The 25,628-nt window shown below is 45.2% G+C and carries 23 protein-coding genes; 19 read left to right on the plus strand and 4 right to left on the minus strand.

What is annotated here, in order from left to right; translation table 11 throughout:
* Positions 1-9 precede the first annotated feature (9 nt).
* The 3 genes from LJ707_RS14675 (at position 10) to LJ707_RS14685 (ending at position 4,138) form a co-directional block, all read left to right on the plus strand.
* The gene (locus tag LJ707_RS14675) at positions 10-1,440 is read left to right on the plus strand and encodes a Glu/Leu/Phe/Val dehydrogenase (RefSeq protein WP_228952265.1); all 1,431 of its coding nucleotides are present in this window, start codon (positions 10-12) and stop codon (positions 1,438-1,440) included.
* A 160-nt stretch (positions 1,441-1,600) separates the two neighbouring features.
* The gene (locus tag LJ707_RS14680) at positions 1,601-3,613 is read left to right on the plus strand and encodes a thioredoxin domain-containing protein (protein ID WP_228952267.1); all 2,013 of its coding nucleotides are present in this window, start codon (positions 1,601-1,603) and stop codon (positions 3,611-3,613) included.
* 24 nt (positions 3,614-3,637) lie between these two features.
* Positions 3,638-4,138, plus strand: a complete 501-nt coding sequence (locus tag LJ707_RS14685; RefSeq protein ID WP_228952274.1) for a peptidylprolyl isomerase — start codon at positions 3,638-3,640, stop codon at positions 4,136-4,138.
* A gap of 44 nt (positions 4,139-4,182) precedes the next feature.
* Here the strand turns inward: LJ707_RS14685 and LJ707_RS14690 are convergent, their stop codons facing one another.
* Both LJ707_RS14690 and LJ707_RS14695 read right to left on the minus strand, forming a co-directional pair.
* Positions 4,183-4,869, minus strand: coding sequence for a hypothetical protein (locus tag LJ707_RS14690; RefSeq protein WP_228952276.1), 687 nt, complete (start codon positions 4,867-4,869; stop codon positions 4,183-4,185).
* A gap of 57 nt (positions 4,870-4,926) precedes the next feature.
* A complete protein-coding gene (locus LJ707_RS14695) occupies positions 4,927-7,668 on the minus strand; it encodes a TonB-dependent receptor domain-containing protein (RefSeq protein ID WP_228952278.1) in 2,742 nt (913 codons plus the stop codon).
* A gap of 250 nt (positions 7,669-7,918) precedes the next feature.
* Between LJ707_RS14695 and LJ707_RS14700 the strand changes: the two genes are divergently transcribed.
* The 15 genes from LJ707_RS14700 to LJ707_RS14770 all read left to right on the plus strand — a co-directional run bounded on the left by LJ707_RS14700 (position 7,919) and on the right by LJ707_RS14770 (position 22,870).
* Positions 7,919-8,992, plus strand: a complete 1,074-nt coding sequence (locus LJ707_RS14700) for a fatty acid desaturase (protein WP_228952280.1) — start codon at positions 7,919-7,921, stop codon at positions 8,990-8,992.
* 155 nt (positions 8,993-9,147) lie between these two features.
* Positions 9,148-10,056: a sugar phosphate isomerase/epimerase gene (locus LJ707_RS14705; protein ID WP_228952282.1), complete on the plus strand. Its 909-nt coding sequence runs from the start codon at positions 9,148-9,150 to the stop codon at positions 10,054-10,056.
* 129 nt (positions 10,057-10,185) lie between these two features.
* On the plus strand, positions 10,186-10,737 hold the full coding sequence (locus tag LJ707_RS14710) for a gluconate 2-dehydrogenase subunit 3 family protein (RefSeq protein ID WP_228952284.1): 552 nt from the start codon (positions 10,186-10,188) through the stop codon (positions 10,735-10,737).
* On the plus strand, positions 10,730-12,448 hold the full coding sequence (locus LJ707_RS14715; protein WP_228952286.1) for a GMC oxidoreductase: 1,719 nt from the start codon (positions 10,730-10,732) through the stop codon (positions 12,446-12,448). Before LJ707_RS14710 ends, LJ707_RS14715 begins: the two co-directional genes overlap by 8 nt.
* A 39-nt stretch (positions 12,449-12,487) precedes the next feature.
* On the plus strand, positions 12,488-13,936 hold the full coding sequence (locus tag LJ707_RS14720; protein ID WP_228952289.1) for a Gfo/Idh/MocA family protein: 1,449 nt from the start codon (positions 12,488-12,490) through the stop codon (positions 13,934-13,936).
* Between the two features lie 50 nt (positions 13,937-13,986).
* A complete protein-coding gene (locus LJ707_RS14725; protein WP_228952291.1) occupies positions 13,987-15,138 on the plus strand; it encodes a Gfo/Idh/MocA family protein in 1,152 nt (383 codons plus the stop codon).
* 17 nt (positions 15,139-15,155) lie between these two features.
* The gene (locus tag LJ707_RS14730) at positions 15,156-16,211 is read left to right on the plus strand and encodes a sugar phosphate isomerase/epimerase (protein WP_228952293.1); all 1,056 of its coding nucleotides are present in this window, start codon (positions 15,156-15,158) and stop codon (positions 16,209-16,211) included.
* Positions 16,212-16,271: 60 nt separating this feature from the next.
* The gene (locus tag LJ707_RS14735; protein ID WP_228952294.1) at positions 16,272-16,778 is read left to right on the plus strand and encodes a c-type cytochrome; all 507 of its coding nucleotides are present in this window, start codon (positions 16,272-16,274) and stop codon (positions 16,776-16,778) included.
* Positions 16,779-16,804: 26 nt separating this feature from the next.
* Positions 16,805-18,046 (plus strand): nucleoside permease, encoded by a 1,242-nt coding sequence (locus LJ707_RS14740; RefSeq protein WP_228952297.1) that lies wholly within the window; start codon positions 16,805-16,807, stop codon positions 18,044-18,046.
* Positions 18,047-18,101: 55 nt separating this feature from the next.
* Entirely contained in the window at positions 18,102-18,974 is an 873-nt protein-coding gene (locus LJ707_RS14745) for a sugar phosphate isomerase/epimerase (protein WP_228952299.1), read from the plus strand.
* Between the two features lie 13 nt (positions 18,975-18,987).
* Positions 18,988-19,755, plus strand: a complete 768-nt coding sequence (locus tag LJ707_RS14750) for a DUF1080 domain-containing protein (protein WP_228952301.1) — start codon at positions 18,988-18,990, stop codon at positions 19,753-19,755.
* A gap of 132 nt (positions 19,756-19,887) precedes the next feature.
* Positions 19,888-20,973: a DNA topoisomerase IB gene (locus LJ707_RS14755; RefSeq protein WP_228952303.1), complete on the plus strand. Its 1,086-nt coding sequence runs from the start codon at positions 19,888-19,890 to the stop codon at positions 20,971-20,973.
* 47 nt (positions 20,974-21,020) lie between these two features.
* Positions 21,021-21,866, plus strand: coding sequence for an SDR family oxidoreductase (locus tag LJ707_RS14760; protein ID WP_228952305.1), 846 nt, complete (start codon positions 21,021-21,023; stop codon positions 21,864-21,866).
* A 77-nt stretch (positions 21,867-21,943) separates the two neighbouring features.
* On the plus strand, positions 21,944-22,378 hold the full coding sequence (locus tag LJ707_RS14765; RefSeq protein ID WP_228952312.1) for a c-type cytochrome: 435 nt from the start codon (positions 21,944-21,946) through the stop codon (positions 22,376-22,378).
* A 147-nt stretch (positions 22,379-22,525) separates the two neighbouring features.
* Positions 22,526-22,870, plus strand: a complete 345-nt coding sequence (locus tag LJ707_RS14770; RefSeq protein WP_228952315.1) for a phosphoribosylpyrophosphate synthetase — start codon at positions 22,526-22,528, stop codon at positions 22,868-22,870.
* A 185-nt stretch (positions 22,871-23,055) separates the two neighbouring features.
* Here LJ707_RS14770 and LJ707_RS14775 read toward each other — a convergent pair whose 3' ends face one another.
* On the minus strand, positions 23,056-23,511 hold the full coding sequence (locus LJ707_RS14775) for a hypothetical protein (protein WP_228952317.1): 456 nt from the start codon (positions 23,509-23,511) through the stop codon (positions 23,056-23,058).
* An 88-nt stretch (positions 23,512-23,599) separates the two neighbouring features.
* Here LJ707_RS14775 and LJ707_RS14780 point away from each other — a divergent pair, with 88 nt between their 5' ends.
* Positions 23,600-24,493, plus strand: coding sequence for a pirin family protein (locus tag LJ707_RS14780; RefSeq protein WP_228952319.1), 894 nt, complete (start codon positions 23,600-23,602; stop codon positions 24,491-24,493).
* 2 nt (positions 24,494-24,495) lie between these two features.
* On the opposite strand, the gene LJ707_RS14785 is transcribed toward LJ707_RS14780, so the two are convergent.
* Positions 24,496-25,479: an SH3 domain-containing protein gene (locus tag LJ707_RS14785; protein WP_228952321.1), complete on the minus strand. Its 984-nt coding sequence runs from the start codon at positions 25,477-25,479 to the stop codon at positions 24,496-24,498.
* Positions 25,480-25,628: the final 149 nt, after the last annotated feature.

Below are 25,628 nucleotides of genomic sequence, written 5' to 3' on the forward strand. Positions count from 1 at the left end.
AATATTTTTATGTCAGATAATTCGATTTTAGCTCAGGATACCCACTTTTTTGGGGATGTATGCAAAAATTTTGATTACGCCGCTAAATTTACCAAACACGATGCCGGCCTGCTCGATCAGATCAGGTCATGCAACAGCGTTTACCGTTTTCGTTTCCCGATACGCCGTGGCAATGGCTTTGAGGTTATTGATGCCTGGCGTGTAGAGCACTCTCATCATCAATCGCCAACCAAGGGCGGTATACGTTACAGCGAATTTGTAAACGAGGACGAGGTGATGGCCCTTGCCGCGCTCATGACCTACAAATGCGCCATAGTAAACGTACCGTTCGGTGGCGCTAAGGGCGGTATCCGTATCAATCCCAAAAATTACAGCGTACAGGAGCTGGAGAACATAACCCGCCGTTATACGGTAGAATTAATCAAAAAGAACTTTATAGGCCCCAGCATTGACGTGCCCGCACCTGATTACGGTACCGGCGAGCGGGAAATGAGCTGGATAGCCGATACCTATGCCACCATGAACCCCGGCCAGTTAGATGCTATGGGTTCGGTAACCGGCAAGCCGATTGCCTTACATGGTATACAGGGCCGCCGTGAGGCTACCGGTCGTGGTGTGGCCATCGCCATACGCGAGTGTGTTGGCGTTGCTGAGGATATGCAGAAACTGGGCTTGCCTACAGGTATTGCCGGCAAGCGCATAATTGTGCAGGGCCTGGGTAACGTAGGTTTTTACACCGCCAAGTTTTTACAGGAGTACGGCGGTATTATAGTAGGCATTTGCGAGTTTGAAGGTGCTATCTACAATGCTGACGGCTTAGATGTGGAGGCCGTATTTCAGCACCGCAAAGCAATCGGATCAATATTAGGTTATGCCGGTGCCAAACAGGAATTCAAAAACTCAGGTGAAGGCCTGGAGCAGCCATGCGATATATTAGTACCTGCCGCTTTAGAGAACCAGATAACTGCTGAGAATGCAGGCCGCATACAAGCCAAGATAATTGCTGAAGGTGCAAACGGGCCAACTACGCCGGAAGCTGAGGCGATATTTTACGCCAAAGGCGGCATCATCATCCCTGATATGTATGCCAACGCAGGTGGTGTAACCGTATCGTACTTTGAGTGGTTAAAAAACCTTTCGCACGTGGCCTTTGGCCGTATCAACCGCAGGTTTGAGGAAAATAACAACCTTAACCTGGTGAACATGATCGAAGGCATCACCGGTATTTCTTTAACCCCAACACAGCGTGCAACCATCGTTAAAGGTTCGTCAGAACTGGAGCTGGTTAACTCAGGTTTAGAGGATACCATGATCCGCTCATACCACGAAATTCGTGAAACTTATAAGTTAGAAAAGATTGATACCTTGCGTACCGCGGCTTTTGTTGGCGCTATCAACAAAATTGCCGTATCATACCAAAACCTGGGTGTTTGGCCATAACTAATAAGCAAAGAAAATATATATCAGCGCCGTTGCAGGTTTATGCAACGGCGCTTTGTTTTTACCTGAAATTATAACGTGTGTATGATATAATTGCCATTAGTTTCATTCAGATTTGCAACTCGTAAAAACAAATCGCTGCCTATCAAATTTATATTAAATGAACCATCTGGCTAATTCAACATCACCATACTTACTTCAGCACGTTAATAACCCTGTAAACTGGTACCCCTGGGGGCCGGAGGCTTTGCAAAAAGCAAAGGATGAAAATAAGCTCATACTGGTAAGCATTGGCTACTCGGCCTGCCACTGGTGCCATGTAATGGAGCATGAAAGCTTTGAGGACGAGCAGGTAGCCGCCGTTATGAACGAGTACTTTGTTTGCATTAAGGTTGACCGTGAGGAACGCCCCGACGTTGACCAGATATACATGAGTGCCGTACAACTGATGACCGGCCGTGGCGGCTGGCCGCTTAACTGCATTTGCCTGCCCGATCAGCGGCCTATTTACGGCGGTACCTACTTCCGTAAAAATGAGTGGACATCATTACTTTTTAACCTGGCCGATTTTTATAAACAAAAACCACAGGAAGCGGAGGAATACGCGGTTAAACTAACCGAGGGTATCAATCAATATGAGTCGGTTGATTTTATTGAGAAAACCGAGGATGAGTATAAGCTGAAAGATCTGCAAACCATTATCAATAACTGGAAAAAGTATTTTGATAATGCAGAGGGCGGTTTTGGTGCCGCACCCAAGTTCCCGATGCCTAATAGTTGGATCAGCCTGCTGCGCTACGCGCATCTGAGCAAGGATGCCGAGGTAACAGCCGCCGTTGATCTGACACTGAAAAAGATGGCTTACGGCGGGATATATGATCATGTGGGCGGTGGTTTCGCCCGTTACGCGGTTGACGGGCACTGGCATGTTCCGCATTTTGAGAAGATGCTGTATGATAATGGTCAGTTGTTAAGTTTATATGCCGAAGCTTATACCTGGAAACCTGAACCGCTTTACAAACAAGTGGCTGCCGAAATAACTTCGTTCGTATTACGCGAACTTACATCAGAAGATGGCGGCTTTTACTCTGCACTTGATGCGGACAGCGAAGGGATAGAGGGCAAGTTTTATACTTTTACCAAAGCTGAATTATCTGGCATATTAGGTGAGGATGCTGATCTTTTCGGTATATATTATAATGCTACAAACGAGGGTAACTGGGAGGAGGAACACACCAATGTGTTTTTCCGTAACCGGGATGATGATGCGCTGTCGGCGGATCTGGATTTGCCGGTTGATGCCTTGCGCCAAAAAATAACGAGCCTTAAACAACGGTTACTAACTGCCCGTGCTGAACGGGTAAGACCCGGATTGGACAATAAGATATTAGCCTCATGGAACGGCCTGATGCTGAAGGGACTTAGTGATGCCTACCGGGCGTTTAACGAGGATAGTTATCTGCAATATGCCTTATCTAACGCTAACTTTATTTTAAATAACCTGCTAACCTCATCGGGCAAACTATCGCGCCTGTATAAAAAGGATGTACCCGGCGGCGATGGGCTGGCTTTTTTGGATGACTATGCCAATGTTATTGATGCCTTTATCGCCTTATACGAGGTGACGTTTGATGAGCAATGGCTAACTGTTGCCCGTAACCTTGCTGATACAGCGATCAGTAATTTTTATGATAAAGCGGGCGGCATATTCTTTTACACCGCCGCGGATGATGAAATGCTGATCGCCCGTAAATCTGAAATAATGGATGGCGTTACCCCGGCATCCAATTCAACCATGGCGCGTAATCTTAAAAAGCTGGGCTTGCTGTTTGATGATGAGCGATACCATGAAATATCGGCACAACTGCTGCGTAATATCATGCCTTACCTGGGTAAATATGGCTCGGTATATTCAAACTGGATAGCGCTGCTTACTGATGAAGTTTACGGTGTTTACGAGGTTGCTGTAACCGGAAGCGGTTTTGAAAGCTACCGCCGCGATATTGAAAAAAAATATATTCCTAACAAAATAATGTTGGGCGGCACCGCAGGAAGTTTACCTTTGCTGCAAGGGAAATTTGGGGATGAAACACAGATTTTTATATGCCGGGATAAAACCTGCGGCCTGCCATCCCTAACTGTTAACGAGGCTTTAAAACAAATTGAAGCCTGATTACTTATACTAAAAACGACTATAATGAAAATTGAACCAAAGCACGTAGTATCATTAACATATGATTTATATGTTGATAACGATGGTACCGAAGAAAAAGTAGAAAGCGCGACCGAGGAGCAACCACTTACCTTTTTATTTGGCGCAGGCCAGATGTTGCCAAAATTTGAAGAAAATTTAAGTAGCCACTCAACCGGTGATACTTATGAATTTCGCCTGAGTGCTGAAGATGCTTATGGTGAATATGACGAAGAAGCTGTAGCCAATTTGCCTAAAGAAATGTTTGAGGGTACTGAAATTCCTGAGATTGGCAGCGTTATTCCGCTACAGGATAACAATGGCAACCGTTTTCGCGGCCAGGTAGTATCAGTAGCCGAGGATGCCGTTATTGTTGATTTGAACCACCCTATGGCAGGGCAGGAGCTGCACTTTAAAGGTACTGTACTTAACGTACGCCCGGCAACCGAAGAAGAGTTATCTCATGGTCATGCCCATGGTGCCGACGGCCACCACGGTCACGAATAAAATTATTTATTTTAATAACAAAGGCGCTTAAAGCGCCTTTGTTATTAAAAGTATATTCGTCCACGGCTATCAAAGCGGCAGGTAATAATAACGGTCATGCCTACATTGTTGCCGTTTTTTGAAGCCGGTAAAAATACCTTGTCCTCTTCGGATAATGTGTCGAGCGGCATATCGGCTACCTTATTGATAAAACCACTTGGCGATACAACACGTATCTTAAAATCGGCAAGGCGCCCGCCGGGGCTAACCAGCAGTTCAACCACACCGGTCAGTATTGAATAATCTATTACTCCCAAATCAGGCGGTACAGCAATTTGCTTTACGTAGGCCATATAACCAAAGTATACGCTGCCCGGTTTTATCGGGGCTGTTATGGTATCAGTAGGCTTTATTTCATCGTCAATTACATAGCGTACGGCACGCATGGTATCAACCGGCGATGAAAACATAATAGCATGTTTGCCATAATCATAGTTTTGCAGCAGTATGCCTTTTTTGCTGTAAAAATGCCATACACCTACACGTTTGCCACGGTTGTAGCGGCCGCTGGCAATGGCTATCTTTTTTTTATAGATAGCCTGATATAGCCCATGCCTTACTGACGGACTATCGGCCAGTACAGCATATCGCTCCTGTACATCCTGTATCAGCTTTTCATCCTTGTTTTGCGTTACCTGGGCATAGGTGTTTAATGCTACAGCGCATAGCAAAAGTGTAAATAAGTGTTTCATTACCTATATAGATTCAAAATAGGAGTTTAGGTTTATTCTCTCAAAAATTAATTCTTGTTATCCACGGCGACCACCGCCGCCACCACCACCGCCGCCGCGGCCACCACGGTCAAAGCCACCTTCACGGCGTTCGCCCCGCCCGCCGCCCATACCGCGGCCGCCCGCAAATTTGCGGAAACGGTAGCTAAAAGTAAATAAAAAGTACCGGCCCAAACGGTTGGTTCGCGAGTCGACAGTAACGTTGCCGTTCACGGTACGGCTGATGCCGGTATTCTGGTTAAGCAGGTCAAACCCCTGCAGCCTGAACGAGGCCGAATTTTGCGCCAGAAACTGGTACTCTACATAAGTACTGATGATGGCCGGGTTAACACTGCGCGAGCCAAAGCCGCTGTTTATTTGTTTGGATACATTGTAACCTAATATCCAGCCATCAAAAAAATAACTACGGCCATCAAGCCCTATATTCCATGTGTTAACGTTGCGGTTAAGTGGGCGTTCATCATTAGTTAAACTGTTTTTTGAGGTGTTAATGCTATAGCTGCCGCTTATCTCGGTATCCATCACGCTGTCAATATCCGCGCGAAATTTCAGCCCCTGGGTTAATACAAGGTTTTTTACCAGGTTGCGCTCACTTTCAATAAATGTTACCTGGTTATTGTAATTACTGCTGCCGTTTAATGATACCGTGAACGATTTATTGGTAAACGGCTTGGTAGTAAAAGCGTAATTACCGTTTATTGAATAAAAGCCATCAGTATTAAGGTAGCGGGTTTCCTGTATCAACCTGCCCGTGCTTTGAGTTGCTGACGTATCATCAAGCCGTACCGGTTTGGTGTTTGATACGATGTTGTTAGCGGTAGTGTTGTAATCCAGATTAACAAATAACGAGTTACCGCTTTGCACATTAAACTGGTTAAAACGCAAGCTGTATCGCATGTTAAACTCGGGTTTCAAATCAGGGTTACCATAAACACGGTTTTGCGGGTTTGAAAGGTCGGGCTTAGGCTGTAACTGGTAAAAGCTTGGCTGCTGGTTTGATCCGTTAAAATTAAAGGTAAGCGTGCGGTTAGGCGTAAACTTGTATATAAAATTAGCGTTAGGTATATAATTCACCGTATTGCGCGATGTGCGCGTTCCCTGAAACTCGCCCTGTAAAGTTGTGGGCTGAAAACCCATACCCAAAGTAAAGTTGTATTTGGTTTTTATGCTCCGCAAATTCAAACCAAAACGATTGTTAATGAACTGGTAGTTATAAACCGTACTCAACGAGTCGACATAAGTGAGTTCATTGGTATAAGGGTTAATGCGGTAGTTAAAACGGTCGTTCTTGTTATCAGTATAGTTATAATTGTAATTAGCCTCTAAAAACGTAGTTTGGCCAAGCGGCTCGGTGTATGACAGGCTTGCCCCAAAACGGTCTGTTGATCCCGCGGTATTTATTTGCTGATAAATAGTATCGCGCAAGCTGGTTTGTTGATTTTGGGCATTATATAGGTCCTGCGCGCTATTGGTATTGTCAGACGAGTTGAAGTTCAGGTTGATACTAACGTTACGCCCTTTTTTCTTAAAACGATGGTTAAACAAAAAGTTACCCCCATAATTAGGCGAGCGGTTGCTGCTGTTGTTGTATTGCTGGCCAATATCGGTAATGCCGTTACGGTTATTGATAAAGTCGAGCTTATTATCACTGCCTGATGTGCTGATGTTCAGGTTAGGGCTTATCTTAAAAAAGTTAAGTGTATCCGGCTTAAATTCCAGGTTAAAGTCAACATGGTGGCTGGTGTTCCAATTGGTGTTGTTGCTTTGGTTGTTACGGGTAATAGCGCCCGAGGTATATAACTCTTCCCTAAGCGATGAGGTGATGGTATTACGGTCGTTATCATCAATACTGTAGCGGCCATCAAACTTAATTTTTTTGCCAAATTCATCGCTAAAGCGCACCTGCCCGGAGCGTTGCGTGTTGGTGCCGTTCTGGCTGCCATCGGTATTGTTAAAATTACCTAATACCGATATCTGCTGCTGATCATTAAAATGATTGGCAAACACGCGGGTGTTAAACCTTTCCTCATTACCAACACCGGCGTTTACCCGACCAAAGTTACCAACGTTACGGTTCTTTTTTATGGTGATGTTCAATATTTTAGCAGGTTCGCCGGTTTTAATGCCGGTCAGGTTTGCCTGGTCGCCGTAATCATCAATTACCTGTATGTTTTCTACAATGTCGGCAGGCAAGTTTTGGGTAGCGAGTTTTGGATCGCCGGCAAAAAAGTCTTTACCGTTTACACGCACTTTGGTAACGGCCTTACCGTGCGCGTTAATGTTACCATCCTTGTCTACCTCAATACCCGGCATCTTTTTCAGCAGGTCTTCAGTAGGCGAGCCATCGCGCACTTTGTAGGCAGCGGCATTATACTCCACCGTATCCTGTTTTATAGTGATGGGTGGTTTTAACGCAGTTATATTTACTATGCCGAGCAGGTTAAACTGTGTTTTAAGTTTAATGGGTTTTAAATTGGCCGATGCCGCGTCGGTAAGTTTATAATCACCCTTAAATATTTCATAGCCAATGCCGGTTACCGTAAGTTTAAAAGTGGTGCTTTTTACTGCCGGAAATTTGAATTTGCCCTCCATATCGGTAGCAACGGTAACACTATCAGTAGGGGTAACCAGCTTTACGCTGATGCCGGGCAGGGTAACGTTCGTGCTGTCAATCACGCTGCCTGTAACCTCACGGCTGGTTTGCGCATGTGCTGTAAAGTATATTAATAGGGCTAAGGTGATAAGTACAAGTTTTTTCAATTGGCAAAAGGGGTTAAAGTTCTGTATTTGACGTTGAAGATAACCCATAGTTTAACAGCCTTGCCTGTTGTAATATAAATGTTGCAGTAAATTAAAGGCAAAGGCAATTAAACCCTGAAATGTGCGTTAAAGGGTATATCTCTCAGCAAGTATATTCACGCGGGTTGTAAGATTTTTACATTAGTGTGATAAATTATACTTACCTTCCCACTTTCCTAATAGTTTAAAAAATTAAATCCATTTCAAATTTATGGCCTTTATTCATACGGTACTTGAAGCACCTGCATACGGTTGGCAGGATAGCGATGGTAATCTTTCAAAACCTTCGCCGACCGAAATTCTAAAAGCATTTGCAAGCCGCATGAATGTTTTTAAAAACCGCCGCAACTGGCTGCCTTTAATGAGCTGGCTGATGGTTTTGGCGTTAACACCTTTCTTTCTGCTTTTTATATTCAAATATTTTAGCCTTAAACTGCTGCTTATCACCTTTTTATATAGTATGGTGGTAATGGGTACGCATGGTACAATATGGTACCACCGCTATTGCACCCACAGGGCTTTTAAGTTCCGCAATAATTTTTGGCGTTTTGTTACACAAAACCTTACACTCAAAATTATTCCTGAAGAAATATATGTGATCTCGCACCACGTGCATCACGCGCTGTCTGATCAGCCCGGCGATCCATATAACGCTACCGGCGGCTTTTTATACTGTTTTTTGGCCGATGCCAATCATCAGCCTATAAACCGTAACATGAGCGAGAGCGATTACAACCGCTGTGTAACCCTGATGAAGCATACCGGCGTAAAAGCCAACACTTATGCCCAGTATAAAAAATGGGGCACTGTAGCTAATCCGTTTTATACCGTAGCCGGTGTATTGTTAAGCTGGGGTTTTTGGTTCACTGTATTTTACCTGCTTGGTGGCATAGCTTTAGCTTGCGCTTTACTTGGCGCTGCCGGTTTTTGGGCGGTAGGTGTACGTACCTTTAATTACGAAGGCCACGGCAAAGGTAAGGATATGCGACGCGAAGGTGTTGACCATAACCGTAACGACATGTCGGTTAATCAGCTTTGGCCTGGTATTGTGGCAGGCGAGTGGCATAATAACCATCACCTGTTTCCAAAAAGCGCGCGTTCGGGCTTTAAGCCATACCAGGTTGATATGGCCTGGTACTATATAAAGGCTATGCACTTTTTAGGCGCGGTAACTTGTTACAACGATTCAAAGAAGCGCTTTTATCAGCAGTATTATAAACCGGTACCGGTGCCTGTGGTAGATAAGATATGCCCAAAAACAGGGCTCCTCCTCACCGAAATATAAGAATATAATACAGCCACCCGCAAGGTGGCTTTTTTTATGCAGTCAGTTTTACAGCTATAAAGTTTCAATTTACCACGGCAATGGTTACTTTAGTAGGGCAGATGCCGTTATGATGGGTTTGTGTTTTGCGGTGCCTGTATCAAACCAATTATATAATGAACAATTCCAGGAGAAATTTTTTAAAGGGTGCCGCTGTATTGGCTGCCGCCTCGGCCATACCGGGTAACCTGTTAGCCGCCGATAATAAGCTGCAGCGCACCGTTTTGCAGCTCTATTCGGTACGTGATGAAATGCGTGCCGACCCGAAAGCTACGCTTAAACGCCTGGCCGAACTGGGCTACCGCCACGTAGAACATGCCAACTATGCCGACCGTAAATTCTATGGTTTTACCGTAAAGGAGTTTAAAGCCATATTGAATGATAATGGCCTTACCATGCCAAGTGGCCACACCACCATGGCGCGGCAGGATTGGGATACTTCTAAAAACGATTTTACTGATAAATGGAAACAGACAGTTGAAGATGCCGCCGTTATTGGCCAGCGCTTTGTGATCAGCCCGTCATTATCAGGCGCTGCCATGATGGTTGATGAAATGAAGCCTTATATGGATCAGTTTAACAAATGCGGCGAGCTATGCAAAAAGCATGGCATGAAATTCGGCTACCATAACCACGATTTTGAATTTGAACAGCGCGTTGGCGGTGTACTTTTGTTTGATTTTATGCTGCAAAATACCGATCCGGCGCTGGTTGCACAGCAATTGGATATGGGCAATATGTACATGGCGGGTGCCAACGCGATGGATTATATCAAAAAATACCCAAACAGGTTTGAGCTGATGCATGTGAAGAACATGATCAAAGTAGGCGATGAAAACGGTAAACCCAAATACGAGAGCTGCCAGCTTGATAAAGGCTTACTGCCATTAAAACAGATACTTAAAGCCGCCCGTAAAACCGCCGGAACATCATATTTTGTGATAGAGCAGGAAGAATACCAGGGTTTGGGCCAAAGCGAAAGTGCGGGTATCGATCTGCAGGTGATGAAAAAATGGGGCTATTAGTAACTTATTTATCGCATAATACTTTTTTAATAATAAAGTTATTATGTTTGAAAAACACGGCTTATCATAGCCGAACCTAAGTTTAGCGCCCTGTTAGCGTTAAATTATCAATACTGATAAAAAGTTTTAATGGACAGAAGAGTTGCAATAAAAAATCTGGCATTGGTATTAGGCGGAGCTACGCTTTTTCCGAAGGATATACTTGCGGGCGGCAAAAACCTCATTCAGCTAAACAATTTGAGCATCAGCCCGGCGCAGGAGAAACTGCTGGCTGAGGTTGCCGAAACTATCATTCCTAAAACTACAACTCCCGGCGCCAAAGATATGGGCCTGCACCTGTTTGCACTGCTTATGCTTAACGATTGTTATGGCAAGCAGGATCAGCAGCAGTTTACCGAAGGCTTAAAACAATTTGCCGCCATCGTTGCAAAACAGAGTGCCAAACCATTCGCCCTGTGGCCGCAGGCGCAGCGTGAGGCGCTGTTGCTTTCTATCGAACAAAAAAACGATCTCCCTGCCGAACTGAACAGGTTTTACCGCATTACCAAGGATAAAACAGTGCAGGGCTATACGCAATCAAAATATTTCATGACAAAAAAGGTGGTTTACGAACTTGTGCCAAGCAGGTACAACGTGAACGTGCCTGTTAAAACTAAAAATACAGCAGTTAAGCATGGCTAATTTGAACATCGACAGCGTTAAGGAACGCACATTTGATGCCATTGTTATTGGATCGGGAATAAGCGGGGGTTGGGCTGCGAAGGAATTGACAGGTAAAGGCCTTAAAACACTGGTGCTTGAGCGTGGCCGCGATGTTAAGCATAATGTTGATTACCCAACCACCAACATGTATCCCTGGGAGTTTAAACACCGTAACGAAATGCCATTGGCCGTACGGGAGGAAAATCCTATTGTTTCACGCTGCTACGCTTTTCATGAGGATGCGGCTCACTTTTTTGTAAAGGATAAGGAGCATCCTTATATACAGGAAAAACCTTTTGACTGGATACGTGGCTACCAGGTAGGCGGTAAATCGTTACTGTGGGCACGCCAAACCCAGCGCTGGAGCGACTTTGACTTTGAAGGCCCTGCACGTGATGGCTTCGCTGTTGACTGGCCTATACGCTACGCAGACATTGCACCGTGGTACAGCTACGTCGAAAAATTTGCCGGTATATCAGGCAATAAGGATGGCATTGCCGAACTCCCCGATGGTGAGTTTTTACCGGGTTTTCCTTTAAACACGGTCGAAAAATATTTTAGCGATCACGTTAAAAAAACATATAATAACCGCCACGTCATCAGCGCGCGTTGCGCGCACCTTTCAAAACCGGAGCCCATCCATTTTGAACAGGGCAGGGTGCAGTGCCAAAACCGGGTGCTTTGCCAGCGTGGTTGTCCGTTTGGTGGTTACTTCAGCAGCAATGCCTCAACCATCCCTTGGGCCATGAAATCAGGTAACATGACTTTGCGCCCGTTTTCAGTAGTGCAATCGATTATCTACGATGAAAGCAAAGGAAAAGCTACCGGCGTACGTGTTATCGACACTAATACCAACGAAGTTATAGAGTATTACGCCCGCATTATTTTTGTTAATGCCGCGGCGCTTAATACTAACATGATATTGCTTAATTCTACCTCAAACCGTTTCCCCAACGGTTTGGGTAATGATAGCGGCGTGCTGGGTAAATACGTAGCATTCCACCTGTATACAGCTACCGTTAATGCCGATGTAGATGGCTTTACCGAGTTTAAAACCGAAGGCCGTAACCCTGCCGGCGGCGGCTACATTCCCCGGTTCCGCAATGTTCAAAAGCAGGAAACCGACTTTTTACGTGGCTATGCTGCCGGTTTAGGCGCGTACCGCTCAACCCATACTGATTCATCAGGCGTAGGCAGTAAACTGAAAAACGCCCTGGGCAGTCCTGAACTGGGCGGCTGGAAGGTTGGCTCGCACATGATGGGCGAAACCATACCTAAGGAAAGCAACTACGTAAAGCTGGATAAGGATCAGAAAGATCAATGGGGTATGCCGTTGCTGCGCATCTCGGTTGATTATGATGATAACGACCGCAAAATGACCAATGACTACCTGGAGCAGGTAAGCGAGATGTTTGAAACCGCGGGCTTTAAAAACATCCGTAAAGAAATAACCAAGGGCAAAGCACCGGGTTTGGACATTCATGAAATGGGCGGTGCCCGTATGGGGCACGATCCTAAAACATCCGTACTCAACAAATGGAACCAGGTACACACCTGCAGCAACGTTTTTGTTACTGATGGCGCCAGCATGACATCCACCGCATGCCAAAACCCATCATTAACCTATATGGCATTTACCGCCCGCTCGGTTGATTATGCCGTAAGTGAAATGAAAAAAGGAAACCTTTAAAATCAATTAAGTTAAATAAACTATACATCAGTACTTACCATGACAAAAGAAACTGAAAACAATTCGAGAAGAAGTTTTATTAAAAGCGGGGCGATAGCAGCCGCCTCTTTCATGATTGTGCCACGCCATGTGCTTGGCGGTAAAGGCTTTATAGCACCAAGCGATAAGCTGATTGTTGCCGGCGTAGGTGCAGGCGGTAAAGGTAAAAGCGATATTGCCAACTTTTACAAAAGCGGTAAGGCCGAGATAGCTTACCTGTGCGATGTTGATGATCGTGAAGCGGCAGAATCTGTAAAGAACTTTCCGAAAGCTAAATACTACAAGGATTGGCGCAAACTGCTTGAAAAAGAACACAAGCATATTGATGCCGTTTCGGTTTCAACGCCCGATCATAACCACGCCATTATCGGCCTGGCAGCCATGCAGCTTAAAAAGCACGTTTACATACAAAAACCATTAACCCACGATATTTATGAGGCCCGTATTTTAACTGAGGCTGCTAAAAAATATAAGGTAGTAACCCAAATGGGTAACCAGGGTTCATCAGGCGATGGTGTAAGGCAGTTAAAGGAATGGTTTGATGCAGGCCTGATAGGTGATGTTAATACCATTTACTGCTGGACAGACCGCCCCGTATGGCCACAAGGTATTCCATGGTCAAAAAACAAGGCATCGGTTCCAAAAGAACTGGATTGGGACCTTTGGCTGGGTACAGCTCCTTACAAAGATTATATTGAAAAATTAGTGCCGTTTAACTGGCGCGGCTGGTGGGATTACGGTACAGGCGCTCTTGGTGATATGGGCTGCCACATTATGGAGCCTGCCTTCCGTTTGCTTGATCTTACTTATGTTAAGGATGTACAATCAAGCGTGGGTACGGTTTATACCGACATTTTCAGGAAAGGTTATTTCCCTGAAAGCTGCCCTCCATCAAGCCACATTACCTTAACATTCCCTAAAACCGCCAAAACACAGGGCGATGTTACCGTACACTGGATGGATGGCGGCATTCAGCCTGAAAGACCGGCAGAGCTTGCCCCTAATGAAACATTTGGCGATGGCGGCAACGGTATGCTGTTCATTGGTTCAAAAGGTAAAATGATGGCCGGTACGTACGCGGTTAACCCGCAACTGCTGCCATTGTCACGCACTAAAGAGGCCAATGTTCCGCAAACTGTTAAGCGTGTTAAAGGCGGCGACGAAGGGCACTATGCACAATGGGTTGAAGCTTGTTTAGCAGGTTACGGTAAAATGGAAGTAAGTTCACCGTTTGAGATCGCTGGTCCGTTAACTGAAGCGTTGCTGATGGCCAACCTTTCTATCAGAGGCCATGCTGTTGAGGTAAAGAATGACAAGGGTGAAAGCTCATTCCCTGGTAATGATATTAAACTGATTTGGGATAACCAGAACATGAAGGTAACCAACTTTGATGCCGTTAACCAGTTTGTAAAACGCGAATACCGCGAGGGTTGGAAACTGGGTGTTTAATTACGCCCGTCGCCTGAGCGAATAAATATCTGAGAATATAAACACAACCGATGAAACTGAAATTAGCAATGATTGGCGGTGGGCAGGGTGCCTTTATTGGCGCTATCCACCGCATTGCCTCACGTATTGATGACCATTATGAACTGGTGGCCGGTGCATTCAGCAGCAATGCCGAAAAATCACGCGCCAGCGGCTTAGCACTTGGTGTATCGCCTGAGCGCGCCTACACTTCGTACCAGGAGCTTATTGAAAAAGAAAAGCAACTGCCCGAGGATGAACGCGTACAGGTGATCAGCATAGTAACGCCTAACCACGTACACTTTGAGCCAACCAAACTGGCTCTGGAGAATGGTTTTCATGTGATATTGGATAAACCCATGACCTTCTCGTTAAACGAGGCAAAGGAACTGGAAAAGGTGGTAAAGAGCAGTGGTAAGCTGTTTTGCTTAACGCATACCTACACCGGTTATCCAATGGTTAAAGAGGCAAGGCAACTCATTGCTTCAGGCAAAATTGGTAAAGTACGTAAAGTTTATGTGGAGTATCCGCAGGGATGGTTAAGCACCTTTTTAGAAGGAGAGGACAACAAACAGGCCTCATGGCGTACCGACCCGGGCAAGAGCGGTATTGCCGGTGCCATGGGCGATATTGGTACCCATGCCTTTAACCTGGCTGAATACGTTAGCGGCCTGCAAACCACTAAGCTAAACGCCGATATTAATGTAGTAGTTGAAGGCCGTAAGCTGGATGATGACGGCGCGGTGTTGTTGAAATATGACAATGGTGCAAGCGGCGTGCTTATGGCTACACAAATTGCAGCGGGCGACGAAAATAACGTTAAGATTCGTGTTTATGGCGAAACAGGCGGAATAGAGTGGCAGCAGGACATAGCGAATACATTATTGGTCAAATATCTGGATAAGCCAACCGAAATATGGCGCACCGGCGGCGGTTACACAAGTAGCTATGTAACCGGTAACATGCGTGCGCCTGCCGGTCACCCCGAAGGTTACCTGGAAGCATTCGCTAACCTGTATAAAAATTTCGCCTTAACAGTTAAAGCAACCATTGAGGGTAAAGAAGCAGAGGCCGTATGGCTTGATTTTCCGGGTGTGGAAGAGGGCGTACGCGGTATGGCGTTTGTTGAGAATGTGATCGCCTCGGGCAAATCGGATAAAAAATGGACTGATTTTGTGATCTAAAACCAATAAAAACATATATGAGAACCATTAAAGGACCCGGAATATTTTTAGCACAGTTTGTTGGCCCTAACGCGCCGTTTGATAACCTGAAATCTATTTGCGATTGGGCAAAGGGTTTAGGCTACAAAGGTGTGCAACTGCCAACCAATGATCCGCATTATATCGACATACAAAAAGCTGCCGAAAGCCAAACTTATGCCGACGAAATAAAAGGCATTGTTAACGAGGCCGGTTTAGAGATCACCGAACTTTCAACCCACCTGCAAGGTCAGTTGGTTGCCGTTAACCCGGCTTACGATCAGTTGTTTGACGCCTTTGCGCCCGAGCAATATCGTAATAACCCAAAAGCCCGTCAGGAGTGGGCGGTACAGCAGTTAAAATATGCTGCTAAGGCATCGCAAAACCTGGGTTTGAATGCGCACGTAACCTTTAGTGGCGCGCTGATATGGCAAACCGTTTACCCATGGCCGCAGCGCCCTGCGGGTTTGGTTGATACCGCTTTTACCGAGCTGGCCAAACGCTGGGAACCTATCCTGAACGTGTTTGACGAGCATGGCATCGACCTTTGCTACGAGATTCACCCGGGTGAGGATCTGCATGATGGTATTACTTATGAGATGTTCCTTGAAAAGGTGAACAATCATAAGCGTGCATGCTTATTATACGATCCATCGCACTTTGTGCTGCAATGCCTGGATTATCTGGAATACATCGACATTTACCACGAACGGATCAAAATGTTCCACGTTAAGGATGCCGAGTTTAACCCGACCGGCAGGCAGGGTGTATATGGAGGTTATCAAAACTGGGTTGACCGTGCAGGCCGTTTCCGCTCGTTAGGTGACGGGCAGGTTGACTTTAAGGCTATATTCAGCAAAATGGCAGCTTACGATTTTGAAGGCTGGGCCGTGTTGGAGTGGGAATGTGCCCTTAAACACCCGGAAGATGGCGCGCGCGAAGGTGCCGAGTTCATCAAGAGCCACATCATCCACGTAACCGATCACGCCTTTGACGACTTTGCGTCGGCCGGCGGCGATGAAGCGTATAACAGAAGATTGCTGGGGTTGGAGTAAACCTCACCCAACCCTCTCCATAGGAGAGGGCTTTTTTTACAAGTAGCTTAAACTATACCTATGAAAAAACTCTTTATACTACTTGCCGCAGGGCTGCTATTTGCATCATGCGGTGGTGAAAGTAAAACTAATACCGGGGATGCCGATACCACGGCAGCCGATGGTACAGAAGTAGCCGCTCCTGACTCTGTTGCGGATAACGATACTTTGATCGCTGCCGACAAACCGGTGTCGCCACCGGCTGAAAAGCAAGAGCAGCCAGAACAAACCGAGAAGCCGGAAAAGAAAGAAAAGCCTGAATTGGCTGCCGGTTCGGCAAAGGGTGGTGAGTTGATCAAAGCGAGCGATTGCCTTACCTGCCATAAAGAAGATGTTAAACTGGTGGGCCCGGCTTATGCCGATGTTGCTAAAAAGTACCAGCCAACCGCGGCTAATATTGATATGCTTGCCGATAAAGTGATTGCCGGTGGCTCGGGCAACTGGGGCCAGATACCCATGAGCCCGCATCCTAATGTGTCAAAAAATGATGCAAAAGAGATGGTAAAGTATATATTAGCGGTTAAATAACAATTAAACCAAACAAACCATAAAAAATGACCTTTACTAACCGCTTTAAATTATCAGCCATGATGTTCCTGGAGTTTTTCATCTGGGGTGGCTGGTTTGTTACGCTGGGCACGTATCTTAAATCGCTTAATGCTACTGATTTTCAAAATGGGGTTGCTTATGCTACCCAATCATGGGGGGCTATCATTGCGCCGTTCATTATCGGCCTGATTGCCGATAAATATTTTTCAGCTCAAAAAGTATTGGGCGTATTGCACCTGATAGGCGGTGCGCTGCTATGGTATGCCACAACAATTACCAACTTTGATGGCTTTTACCCTGTAATTTTAGCTTATATGATTGTTTACATGCCTACATTGGCTTTAGTAAATTCGGTAGCATTTAAGCAAATGAAAGATCCGAGCAAGGAGTTTCCGCCAATACGTGTATTGGGTACTTTCGGTTGGATAATAGCAGGCGTTACCATTGGCTGGTTAGGCTGGGAAAAAAGCAACCAACTGGTGCTTACCTTTAAAATGGCCGGTACGGCATCGCTATTGTTAGGTTTGTTGAGCTTTACTTTGCCTGACACGCCTCCGGCTAAAAAGGGTCAAAAAACCACCTTTGGTGATATTATCGGTCTGGATTCTATCGGCTTGTTAAAAAATAAATCGTACCTCACATTTTTCCTGGCATCGGTGGCTATCTGTGTGCCTTTGGCATTTTATTACAACTTTACTAACCGCTTTTTAAACGAGGTAGGTATGGAGAAAGCTGCCGGTATACAAACAGGCGGTCAAATTTCTGAATTATTATTTATGATCCTGATGCCATTGTTCTTTGTACGTTTAGGGGTTAAAAAGATGCTTGCTTTTGGTATGCTTGCCTGGGTAATACGTTATGTGTTTTTTGCATACGGCAATGCCGATACCAATTATTATATGCTGATTGCAGGTATTGTTTTACATGGTATCTGTTATGATTTCTTTTTTGTTACAGGCCAAATTTATACCGATAACCTGGCAGGCGAACGTTTTAAAAGTGCTGCACAGGGTTTTATTACCCTTGCTACCTATGGCGTAGGTATGCTTATTGGTTCTTACATTTCAGGCCCGATAGTAGATCACTGGAAAATAGGTGAAAATGCGCATAACTGGCAATCAATATGGTTGGTGCCTGCAGGTATAGCTGCTGTGGTACTTTTAGTATTCCTGTTGCTGTTCAAAGATAAAAAACACGTTGAAACACAGCCCGGTGTTGATGCCGAGGACGCCGAAATTGTATTGTAATTAAACTAAACGACAAATACTTAATCAAAGTAAATAACAATAAAAAATATTGCACATGACAAACAGACGTATATTTTTAGGTCAGGCCGGTTTACTGGGCGCGGCCATGCTTTTAAGGCCCGATCTGTCATCGGCCAAGGGTGTAAGTAAAGTTGGTTTACAACTTTACAGCCTGCGCGATTACCTGCCAAAAGACGTAAAAGGCGTTACCGAAAAGATTGCCAAAGCGGGTTATAAAGAGGTTGAAACCTATGGTTACTCCAAACAAAATGGGTTTTGGGGTTTAGATGCCAAAGCTTACGGTCAGTTGCTGAAAGCTAACGGACTGGTTTCGCCAAGCGGGCATTACGGTATCGAATCATACTTCCGTGATGGTAGCGATAAAGAGATCAATGAAGCCATTGAGGCTGCTAAGATCATCGGTTCAACCTACGTGATATTACCATGGATGGGCGGCGAACTGATTGATACGGTTGACAAGTGCAAAGCTATGGCGCAAAAATTCAATAAGGCCGGTGAAATGGTAAAAAAAGCCGGACTTAAATTTGGTTACCATAACCACAACTTTGAGTGGAAACCGGTTGGCGATACCTCATTTTATGATGTATTGTTAAAGGAAACTGATGTTAACCTTGTTACCCTTGAGCTTGACCTGTACTGGGTTTACCGTTCAAATCTTGATCCGGTTAAAATGCTTAACGAAAACCCGAACAGGTTTAAACTTGTGCATGTAAAGGATGCCGATAAAGCTAACAAAGAGCTTAACACAGAGGTGGGCAAAGGGTTAATAGACTATAAAGCGATTTTTGCCGCTGCACAAAAAGCGGGTGTAAAACACTTTATAGTTGAGCAGGAAAACTTTACCAATATTGATCCTTACGTGAGCATTGGCGAAAGCATTTCATACGTAAAAACATTATCTATATAAAAAACCAATTACTGTGAATAATAAAACTATACTGACACTGCTGCTTGCTTTTGGCAGCGTATCGGCATTTGCGCAAAACGCCAAACCCGAGGATACCGAGGTTTGGGAGCCTGTACCTAAAGTGGTTACACCGGGAAAAACTACCGCCGAAGCACCATCAGACGCTATTGTGCTGTTTGACGGAAAGAACCTTAACGAATGGGCATCAGCCGATGATAACAGCAAACCCGCTAAATGGGATGTGGCTGGTGGTGCCCTTACTGTGAAAAAAAGCGAAGGGGGCATAGTAACCAAACGTAAATTCACCAATTACCAACTGCACGTTGAATGGCGTGTGCCTGCTAATATTACCGGCACAGGGCAGGGCAGGGGTAACAGTGGTATCTTCTTAGCCTCAATAGGCAAAGGCGATGCAGGTTACGAGTTACAAGTGCTCGACTCATACAATAATAAAACATACGTTAACGGTCAGGCCGGTAGTATTTATAAGCAATTTCCGCCGCTGGTTAACCCAACCCGCAAACCGGGCGAGTGGCAAACCTACGATGTGATCTGGACCGCGCCAACCTTTAACGAGGATGGCAGCGTGAAAACCAAGGCCTATGTTACGGCTTTCCTGAACGGGGTACTGGTACAAAATCATACCGAACTGTTAGGCCCAACCCAATATATTGGCAAACCATCGTACCAAAAGCATGGTGCGGCACCAATTTACCTGCAAGCACACGGCGACCCAAGCGAGCCGCTAAGTTTCAGGAATATTTGGGTTAGAGAGTTATAAGCTTAATATATAATAAATTATTTTAAGGCCATGCGTAAGCATGGCCTTTGTTGTTTATTGCAGATGTACTTAAACACGAGTATAGTTGGCAAACTTAAAATCTTCAGCATTGTTGTTACGCAATACACTGATATGAACCGCCTTCAAAAAAAACTCGAAAAAATCGGTCGCGACCCTAAGGTAACCGCCAAAGCCGTAGGTTTACGTTACGTAACCGATACCATGCCGGGATATACCCGCAAAAAATCAGGCAAGGGTTGGAGTTTTTATGATGCCGATGGTACTTTGGTTAAAGATAAGGAACTGATAGCACGGTTTACCAGGCTGGTAATACCGCCCGCATATACCAATGTTTGGATATCGCCGCAGGAGAACGGGCACCTCCAGTTTACCGGCGTTGATGCCGCCGGGCGCAAACAGTACCGCTATCATCCTGAATGGAATAAGATCCGCAATCAATCAAAATACTATCGCCTGCAAACTTTCGCGGCACATCTGCCCGCCATCCGCGAACAGGTAGACAAAGACCTGGCACGCCGAAACCTCGGTTATGATAAGGTGGTGGCGCTGGTTGTACGGTTAATGGAACTGACGAGCATACGCGTGGGTAATGAATCCTATAAAAAGCTGTACGGGTCTTTCGGCCTAACTACCTTGCAGGATAAGCACGTAAAGATAGAAGGCTCGAACATGCGTTTTGAGTTTAAGGGCAAAAAGGGCGTGTACCAAAAAATATCGCTGCAAAGTAAAAAGCTGGCACGGCTGGTTAAACAATGTCGGGATATTCCGGGTAAGGAGCTGTTTCAGTTTTATGATGACGAAGGTAAACGCTGCACTATTGATTCGGGCGATATAAATACCTACCTTAAAAATATTACCGGTGAGGATTTTACCGCCAAAGATTTTCGTACCTGGGCAGGCAGCGTGAGCGCCTTGTTCGCCTTTAAGGAGGCCGGTGAGTATGATAACGCGACTGACTGTAAAAAGAAGATTGTAAGCGTACTGGATGAAGTGGCCGTAGTTTTAGGTAACACCCGTACCGTTTGCAAAAAATATTATGTGCATCCGCTGGTAATAAAAACTTACGAGGACGGAACGCTCTTTAAATACATTGGTCATTTAGATGAAGATAAAGAAGAAAAAGCGTCTGAACTACGAACCGCTGAAAAGGCATTATTGAGTATACTTGAAAATGAAAAACTGGCGCAGGCCAGTTAAGTTTAGCTATGCACTATATTTACTAATTATACACTAATCACAATTAATTGGCTGCAATAACTACCATTATCACCGGTGCAACATCAGGCATTGGTAAAGAAACCGCGCTCGCGCTGGCTAAAAAAGGGCATGGCCTGTATCTGTTAGTTCGGGATATGGTGCGCGGCGATGAACTGGCCAGGCAACTTACCGAACAAACGGGCAACAAGGAGATATTTTGCGTTAAGTGTGATCTGGCTGATCTGCATAGTGTATATGCCGCCGCGGAGAAACTTAAAAGCAGGCTGTTTGCTATTAATGTGCTTATAAATAATGCCGGTGGAATGTTTCCGCAGCGGGAGGTAAGTAAGGATGGATTAGAGATGACCTTAGCCGTAAACCACTTAGGGCATTTTGCCCTGTTTCATCACCTGTTGCCATTATTAGTGAAAGGGCAGGCCCGTATAATCAGCCTCAGTTCAGAAGCGCATCGTATTGGTAAGGCTAATTTTGATGATATTAACAGTGAAAAGGCGTACTCGCCTATGAAGGTTTATGCTGTGGCCAAACTGTTCAATGTTTATTTCACCAAGTCAGTGGCTGAAAAGTATAAGGATAAAGGTATTACCGCCTTCGCGGTTCATCCGGGCGTGGTAAATACATCGTTTGGTGCAGGTACAGGTGGCATCACAGGCTTTTTGCTTTCGCTGGCCCGGCCGTTTATGATCACTGCCGAACAAGGTGCGCAAACACCGGTTTATTTGGCCACCCAAAGCGGCTTGCATACTAAAAGCGGCATGTATTTTAAAAAGCGCAACCCAGCCAAGGTATCCTCAGCAGCCAATGATGATGCCGCCGGGGAAAAACTTTGGCAACTGAGCGGGCAGATGTTAAAGCAGCATCAGCCTGTGTAACAGTGTTGGTATATTTACGATATCGGGCTTAAAATTTCGGGCGGCTTACTATATTTACTGCTCAATCACACCCTAATATGTTTATCAGCAAAAAAACATTTATCACTATTGGTTTACTGGCGGTTGTTGCCGCTACGTCCATGATGTCGTTTAAAAGCGAAGCACCCGCCGAAGAAAAAAAGTTCAAAAACCTTAAAGTATTACCCAAAAACATTACCGAAGACCAAATGCACGAGGTGATGGAAGAGTGGGAGCATGCCCTGGGGGTGCGCTGTAGTTTTTGCCACGTGCGCGATACAGCCACCCGTAAGATGGATTGGGCGAGTGATGCCAAACCCGAAAAGGAAATGGCCCGCAGCATGTATAAAATGACGGCCATGCTTAATAAAAAATACTTTCATGCCAAAAAGAATGAACTGGGTATGATGGCTGAGGAAGGTGTGAACTGCAATAGCTGCCACAGGGGGAACGCGCATCCGGAAGTTGAGCCTGCAAGCAAAAAAAAGGAATAGTTTAGCTTGCACAATTTAGTGAGATACTATTTAATAAACATCAATTTAGTAGCAAAAAACTAAAACAAGCGGCGTAGTAAACAGGTTATAGTGTTATAAAAGCAGCCCGCAACCAGGCTGCATATTTATCACCAAATATACATCGCCATGGAAAATTACGAAACTTTAGTGGATGCTACTAACGACCTTTTAAAAAGGGGATATACAGCCAATCTGAGTATGGATGAAGACTCAGTAAATGATAAGGAACGCGGCCTTGAAATGCTGCCTGATGAGTTTGAGATAGACGAGTTTTATCGTTTTGAAGGGCCAAGTAGCCCATCAGATACATCGATTGTGTATGCCATCAGTTCCGAAAAATATAACCTGAAAGGTGTTTTGGTAAACGCTTATGGTGTTTATGCCGATAATGCCAGTGGTGCGCTTTTAGCCAAGCTGCACCATAACCAGGTGAGTGATAACTTACACGGTGAGGACAGGCCTAAAGCTTAATGCCCCAAACAGGAGCCGAAATAACAAAATTAAGCTTTACTAAAAAATAGCGACGGATTTAATATCCGTCGCTATTTTGTTTTACGTGCATTGAGTTTTTTTAGTATCATTTTTCCGCGGGTTTGTATGGCGGCAGTGCCGTCGCGCATTAAAAATTCCATTTGGTTGGCAAGTTCATCGGCTATTCAGTTATAACGGTTACAAAGATTGAGCAATGCTTCGGCTGATGAGGCTTTTACCGCTACAAGTATTTCAGGATCTATCAGCCAGTCAAAAAGCTTTTCAACTACCGGTTCCAGGTTAAGTCTTGCTAATTTTTCTTTAACCTTTGCAGATGCCTTTGAGCCGGTAAGCCGTATGATAGTATTGGCATAATGCCGCTGGCTGCTGGGGTATTTAACGTCAGCAAACCGTTGAAACAAATAATGTAATTCATTTATAAGTTCATCAGCATTTGCGATGACGAGGTTCTCCAGCAGCCATGATGCCCTGAAGGCGATATTTTTATCATGATGAAACGTAATATCTATCAGTTCCGGCAACGGAAATTTATGCTCGCGCATAAGTGCTGTGAGCGATAATACCCTGGCTTTGCCAATGGTGGCCGAGATATGTTTAATGAGTTCGCCTTGTGTAAGCATAACGTTAATGCGGTCAATATTACAAAAAACCAACCCAAACGCTTTTGTTAAATTTGTAAATTACCAGGGTAAATATATCTGCACATTTATGTCAAACATCAGCCTGATTATTGAAGAGCGCCCGCGCGACATTGGTAACTTTTTAGTTGGCCGCCTGTTGCCCTTCAGCAGTAAACGCATGGTAGGGCCTTTTATCTTTATCGATCACATGGGGCCTGCCAGGCTGAGCGGTTATCAAAATATTGATATCGCGCCGCATCCGCACATTGGCCTGTCAACGCTTACATATTTGTTTGAGGGCGCTATTATGCATAAGGACGGTATGGGCTCGGAGATGGAGATAAAACCCGGCCAGGTAAACTGGATGACAGCGGGCAAAGGTATAGCCCACTCCGAACGTACGCCCGAATACCTGCGCACATCCGAAAAACAGTTGCACGGTTTGCAGATATGGGTAGCCCTGCCCAAACACCTGGAGCAAATGGAGCCGGAGTTTTACCATGCCGAAGCTGATGTGTTGCCTGAGTGGGAGCATGGCGGTGTAAATTATAAACTGATAGCGGGTAGGTTTGCTGGCAAAGCATCTCCGGTGCCGGTATACAGTCCGCTGTATTTTTTAGAGTTAAAAAGTAACGGCAGGCAAACCGTTAAAATAGGTGCCGAACTTTATGGTGAATGCGGGCTTTATATTTTAGAAGGAAGTATAGAAAGCGAAGGCACAACCTATCAGCCTAAAGAATTACTGGTGGCCAAAAACAGCCGGCTTTGCGAGTTTACCATGGCCGCGGGTACCACCATTTACTTTTTTGGTGGTGAACCTTTCCCGGAGGGCCGCTTTATTTACTGGAACTTTGTGGCCACCAGCCAGGAGCTTATAGAACGGGCTAAGCAAAAATGGCGTGATCAGGAGTTTGCCCCTGTGCCCGGCGAAACGGATTTTATACCATTACCACCCGAGCCCAGGGGACTGAAGTTTAAGTAAGCTTAATCAAAAGCTAAAAAATCATTACTCACCCATTTGTTGTCCATACCAATGCGGCTCCATTTATTTTTTTGCTCAACGATGAATAGTTCCTGCCCTTTGGTATAAGCGCCCACCTTTTCAAACGATGTGCCGGGGCCGGTACGCACGTTGAGCGTGTTGGCTGTAACAGTGGCATGTTTAACCCCGGCGGTAAATTTGGCGGCTACCCAGTGCTGCTGGCTTGCTGATATGCGGTACCAACCGCTTTTCTCCTCGTAAACGCGTAATACGGCACCTAATGTGGCAGCAGCCCTGTCATTTGCCTTAGCGCTCGACGGATCGGGCCTGGTGCGTATATTGAGCGAGCTTGCGGTTACCATAGCGTACTTAATAATTTGCCCTGTTATTTGCGGCGTTGGCTGTGTAAGTACTGCTACCAGGGGCAAAAAATTATTCTCGCAATCGCTTACCTTATTGCCGCCAAAAAAGGCCGTACCGGGGCAGCTTTTATTGTTTTTGGTGCCGTTGTTACGCTGGCCGCTGGTAAGGTCAAACCAATGGTGGTAAACAATTGAATTGGTATTTACCGGTAAGCTAAAGCGGGTACAAAGCTTAGCGGTTATGCGTACAATGGTATCACGCTGTTCAACGGTCATGCTGTCTTTTCCGGTATCAAAGTTCCCCAGGTTTTCTATACAAATGGCATTGGCGTTTTGGCCGGTTATGCAGGCGGGAGATTTTTCAAGCGATCTGCCAGTAAGTATCGCACCATCCGGAAAGGTGGTGAAATGCTGCCCTATGGCCGCCCAGCCGTTATGGTTAATGTGATAATCCTGCATGCCCTTTTGCAGCTCAAAGTGGTTATTGCCTTTAAATAGCTGGTATGAAGGGCTGTAAGTGTGGTGTTGTTGCACGGTGAGTACAGTGCGCGCAACCTTTAACGAGTCTATCCAGGCCTCAAATTCCTGGATATCCATTTTGGTGAATCCAAATTTTGTTGTCATGATGTGTGTTTATGTGAGATCTAAGTCAAAAACAGAAAATATGCAGGGAAAGCCCTGCAAAAAAATTGTTATAAAGTTTGGGTTGGTTACGTAGAAATAGGGGGAGTGAACCGGTATAAAATTGTAATGCTAATATACAAAAAAAGCGC

This window comes from Mucilaginibacter sp. UR6-1, assembly GCF_020880975.1.
GTDB lineage: Bacteria > Bacteroidota > Bacteroidia > Sphingobacteriales > Sphingobacteriaceae > Mucilaginibacter.

Excerpts from the sequence above, each read along its gene's own strand:
- LJ707_RS14715 (WP_228952286.1), top strand. The coding sequence starts at position 10,730 with ATGGCTAATTTGAACATCGACAGCGTTAAGGAACGCACATTTGATGCC.
- LJ707_RS14685 (WP_228952274.1), top strand. The coding sequence starts at position 3,638 with ATGAAAATTGAACCAAAGCACGTAGTATCATTAACATATGATTTATAT.
- LJ707_RS14690 (WP_228952276.1), bottom strand. The coding sequence starts at position 4,869 with ATGAAACACTTATTTACACTTTTGCTATGCGCTGTAGCATTAAACACC.
- LJ707_RS14680 (WP_228952267.1), top strand. The coding sequence starts at position 1,601 with ATGAACCATCTGGCTAATTCAACATCACCATACTTACTTCAGCACGTT.
- LJ707_RS14740 (WP_228952297.1), top strand. The coding sequence starts at position 16,805 with ATGACCTTTACTAACCGCTTTAAATTATCAGCCATGATGTTCCTGGAG.
- LJ707_RS14780 (WP_228952319.1), top strand. The coding sequence starts at position 23,600 with ATGTCAAACATCAGCCTGATTATTGAAGAGCGCCCGCGCGACATTGGT.
- LJ707_RS14765 (WP_228952312.1), top strand. The coding sequence starts at position 21,944 with ATGTTTATCAGCAAAAAAACATTTATCACTATTGGTTTACTGGCGGTT.
- LJ707_RS14720 (WP_228952289.1), top strand. The coding sequence starts at position 12,488 with ATGACAAAAGAAACTGAAAACAATTCGAGAAGAAGTTTTATTAAAAGC.
- LJ707_RS14700 (WP_228952280.1), top strand. The coding sequence starts at position 7,919 with ATGGCCTTTATTCATACGGTACTTGAAGCACCTGCATACGGTTGGCAG.
- LJ707_RS14785 (WP_228952321.1), bottom strand. The coding sequence starts at position 25,479 with ATGACAACAAAATTTGGATTCACCAAAATGGATATCCAGGAATTTGAG.
- LJ707_RS14705 (WP_228952282.1), top strand. The coding sequence starts at position 9,148 with ATGAACAATTCCAGGAGAAATTTTTTAAAGGGTGCCGCTGTATTGGCT.
- LJ707_RS14675 (WP_228952265.1), top strand. The coding sequence starts at position 10 with ATGTCAGATAATTCGATTTTAGCTCAGGATACCCACTTTTTTGGGGAT.
- LJ707_RS14755 (WP_228952303.1), top strand. The coding sequence starts at position 19,888 with ATGAACCGCCTTCAAAAAAAACTCGAAAAAATCGGTCGCGACCCTAAG.
- LJ707_RS14775 (WP_228952317.1), bottom strand. The coding sequence starts at position 23,511 with ATGCTTACACAAGGCGAACTCATTAAACATATCTCGGCCACCATTGGC.
- LJ707_RS14745 (WP_228952299.1), top strand. The coding sequence starts at position 18,102 with ATGACAAACAGACGTATATTTTTAGGTCAGGCCGGTTTACTGGGCGCG.
- LJ707_RS14735 (WP_228952294.1), top strand. The coding sequence starts at position 16,272 with ATGAAAAAACTCTTTATACTACTTGCCGCAGGGCTGCTATTTGCATCA.
- LJ707_RS14730 (WP_228952293.1), top strand. The coding sequence starts at position 15,156 with ATGAGAACCATTAAAGGACCCGGAATATTTTTAGCACAGTTTGTTGGC.
- LJ707_RS14770 (WP_228952315.1), top strand. The coding sequence starts at position 22,526 with ATGGAAAATTACGAAACTTTAGTGGATGCTACTAACGACCTTTTAAAA.
- LJ707_RS14710 (WP_228952284.1), top strand. The coding sequence starts at position 10,186 with ATGGACAGAAGAGTTGCAATAAAAAATCTGGCATTGGTATTAGGCGGA.
- LJ707_RS14725 (WP_228952291.1), top strand. The coding sequence starts at position 13,987 with ATGAAACTGAAATTAGCAATGATTGGCGGTGGGCAGGGTGCCTTTATT.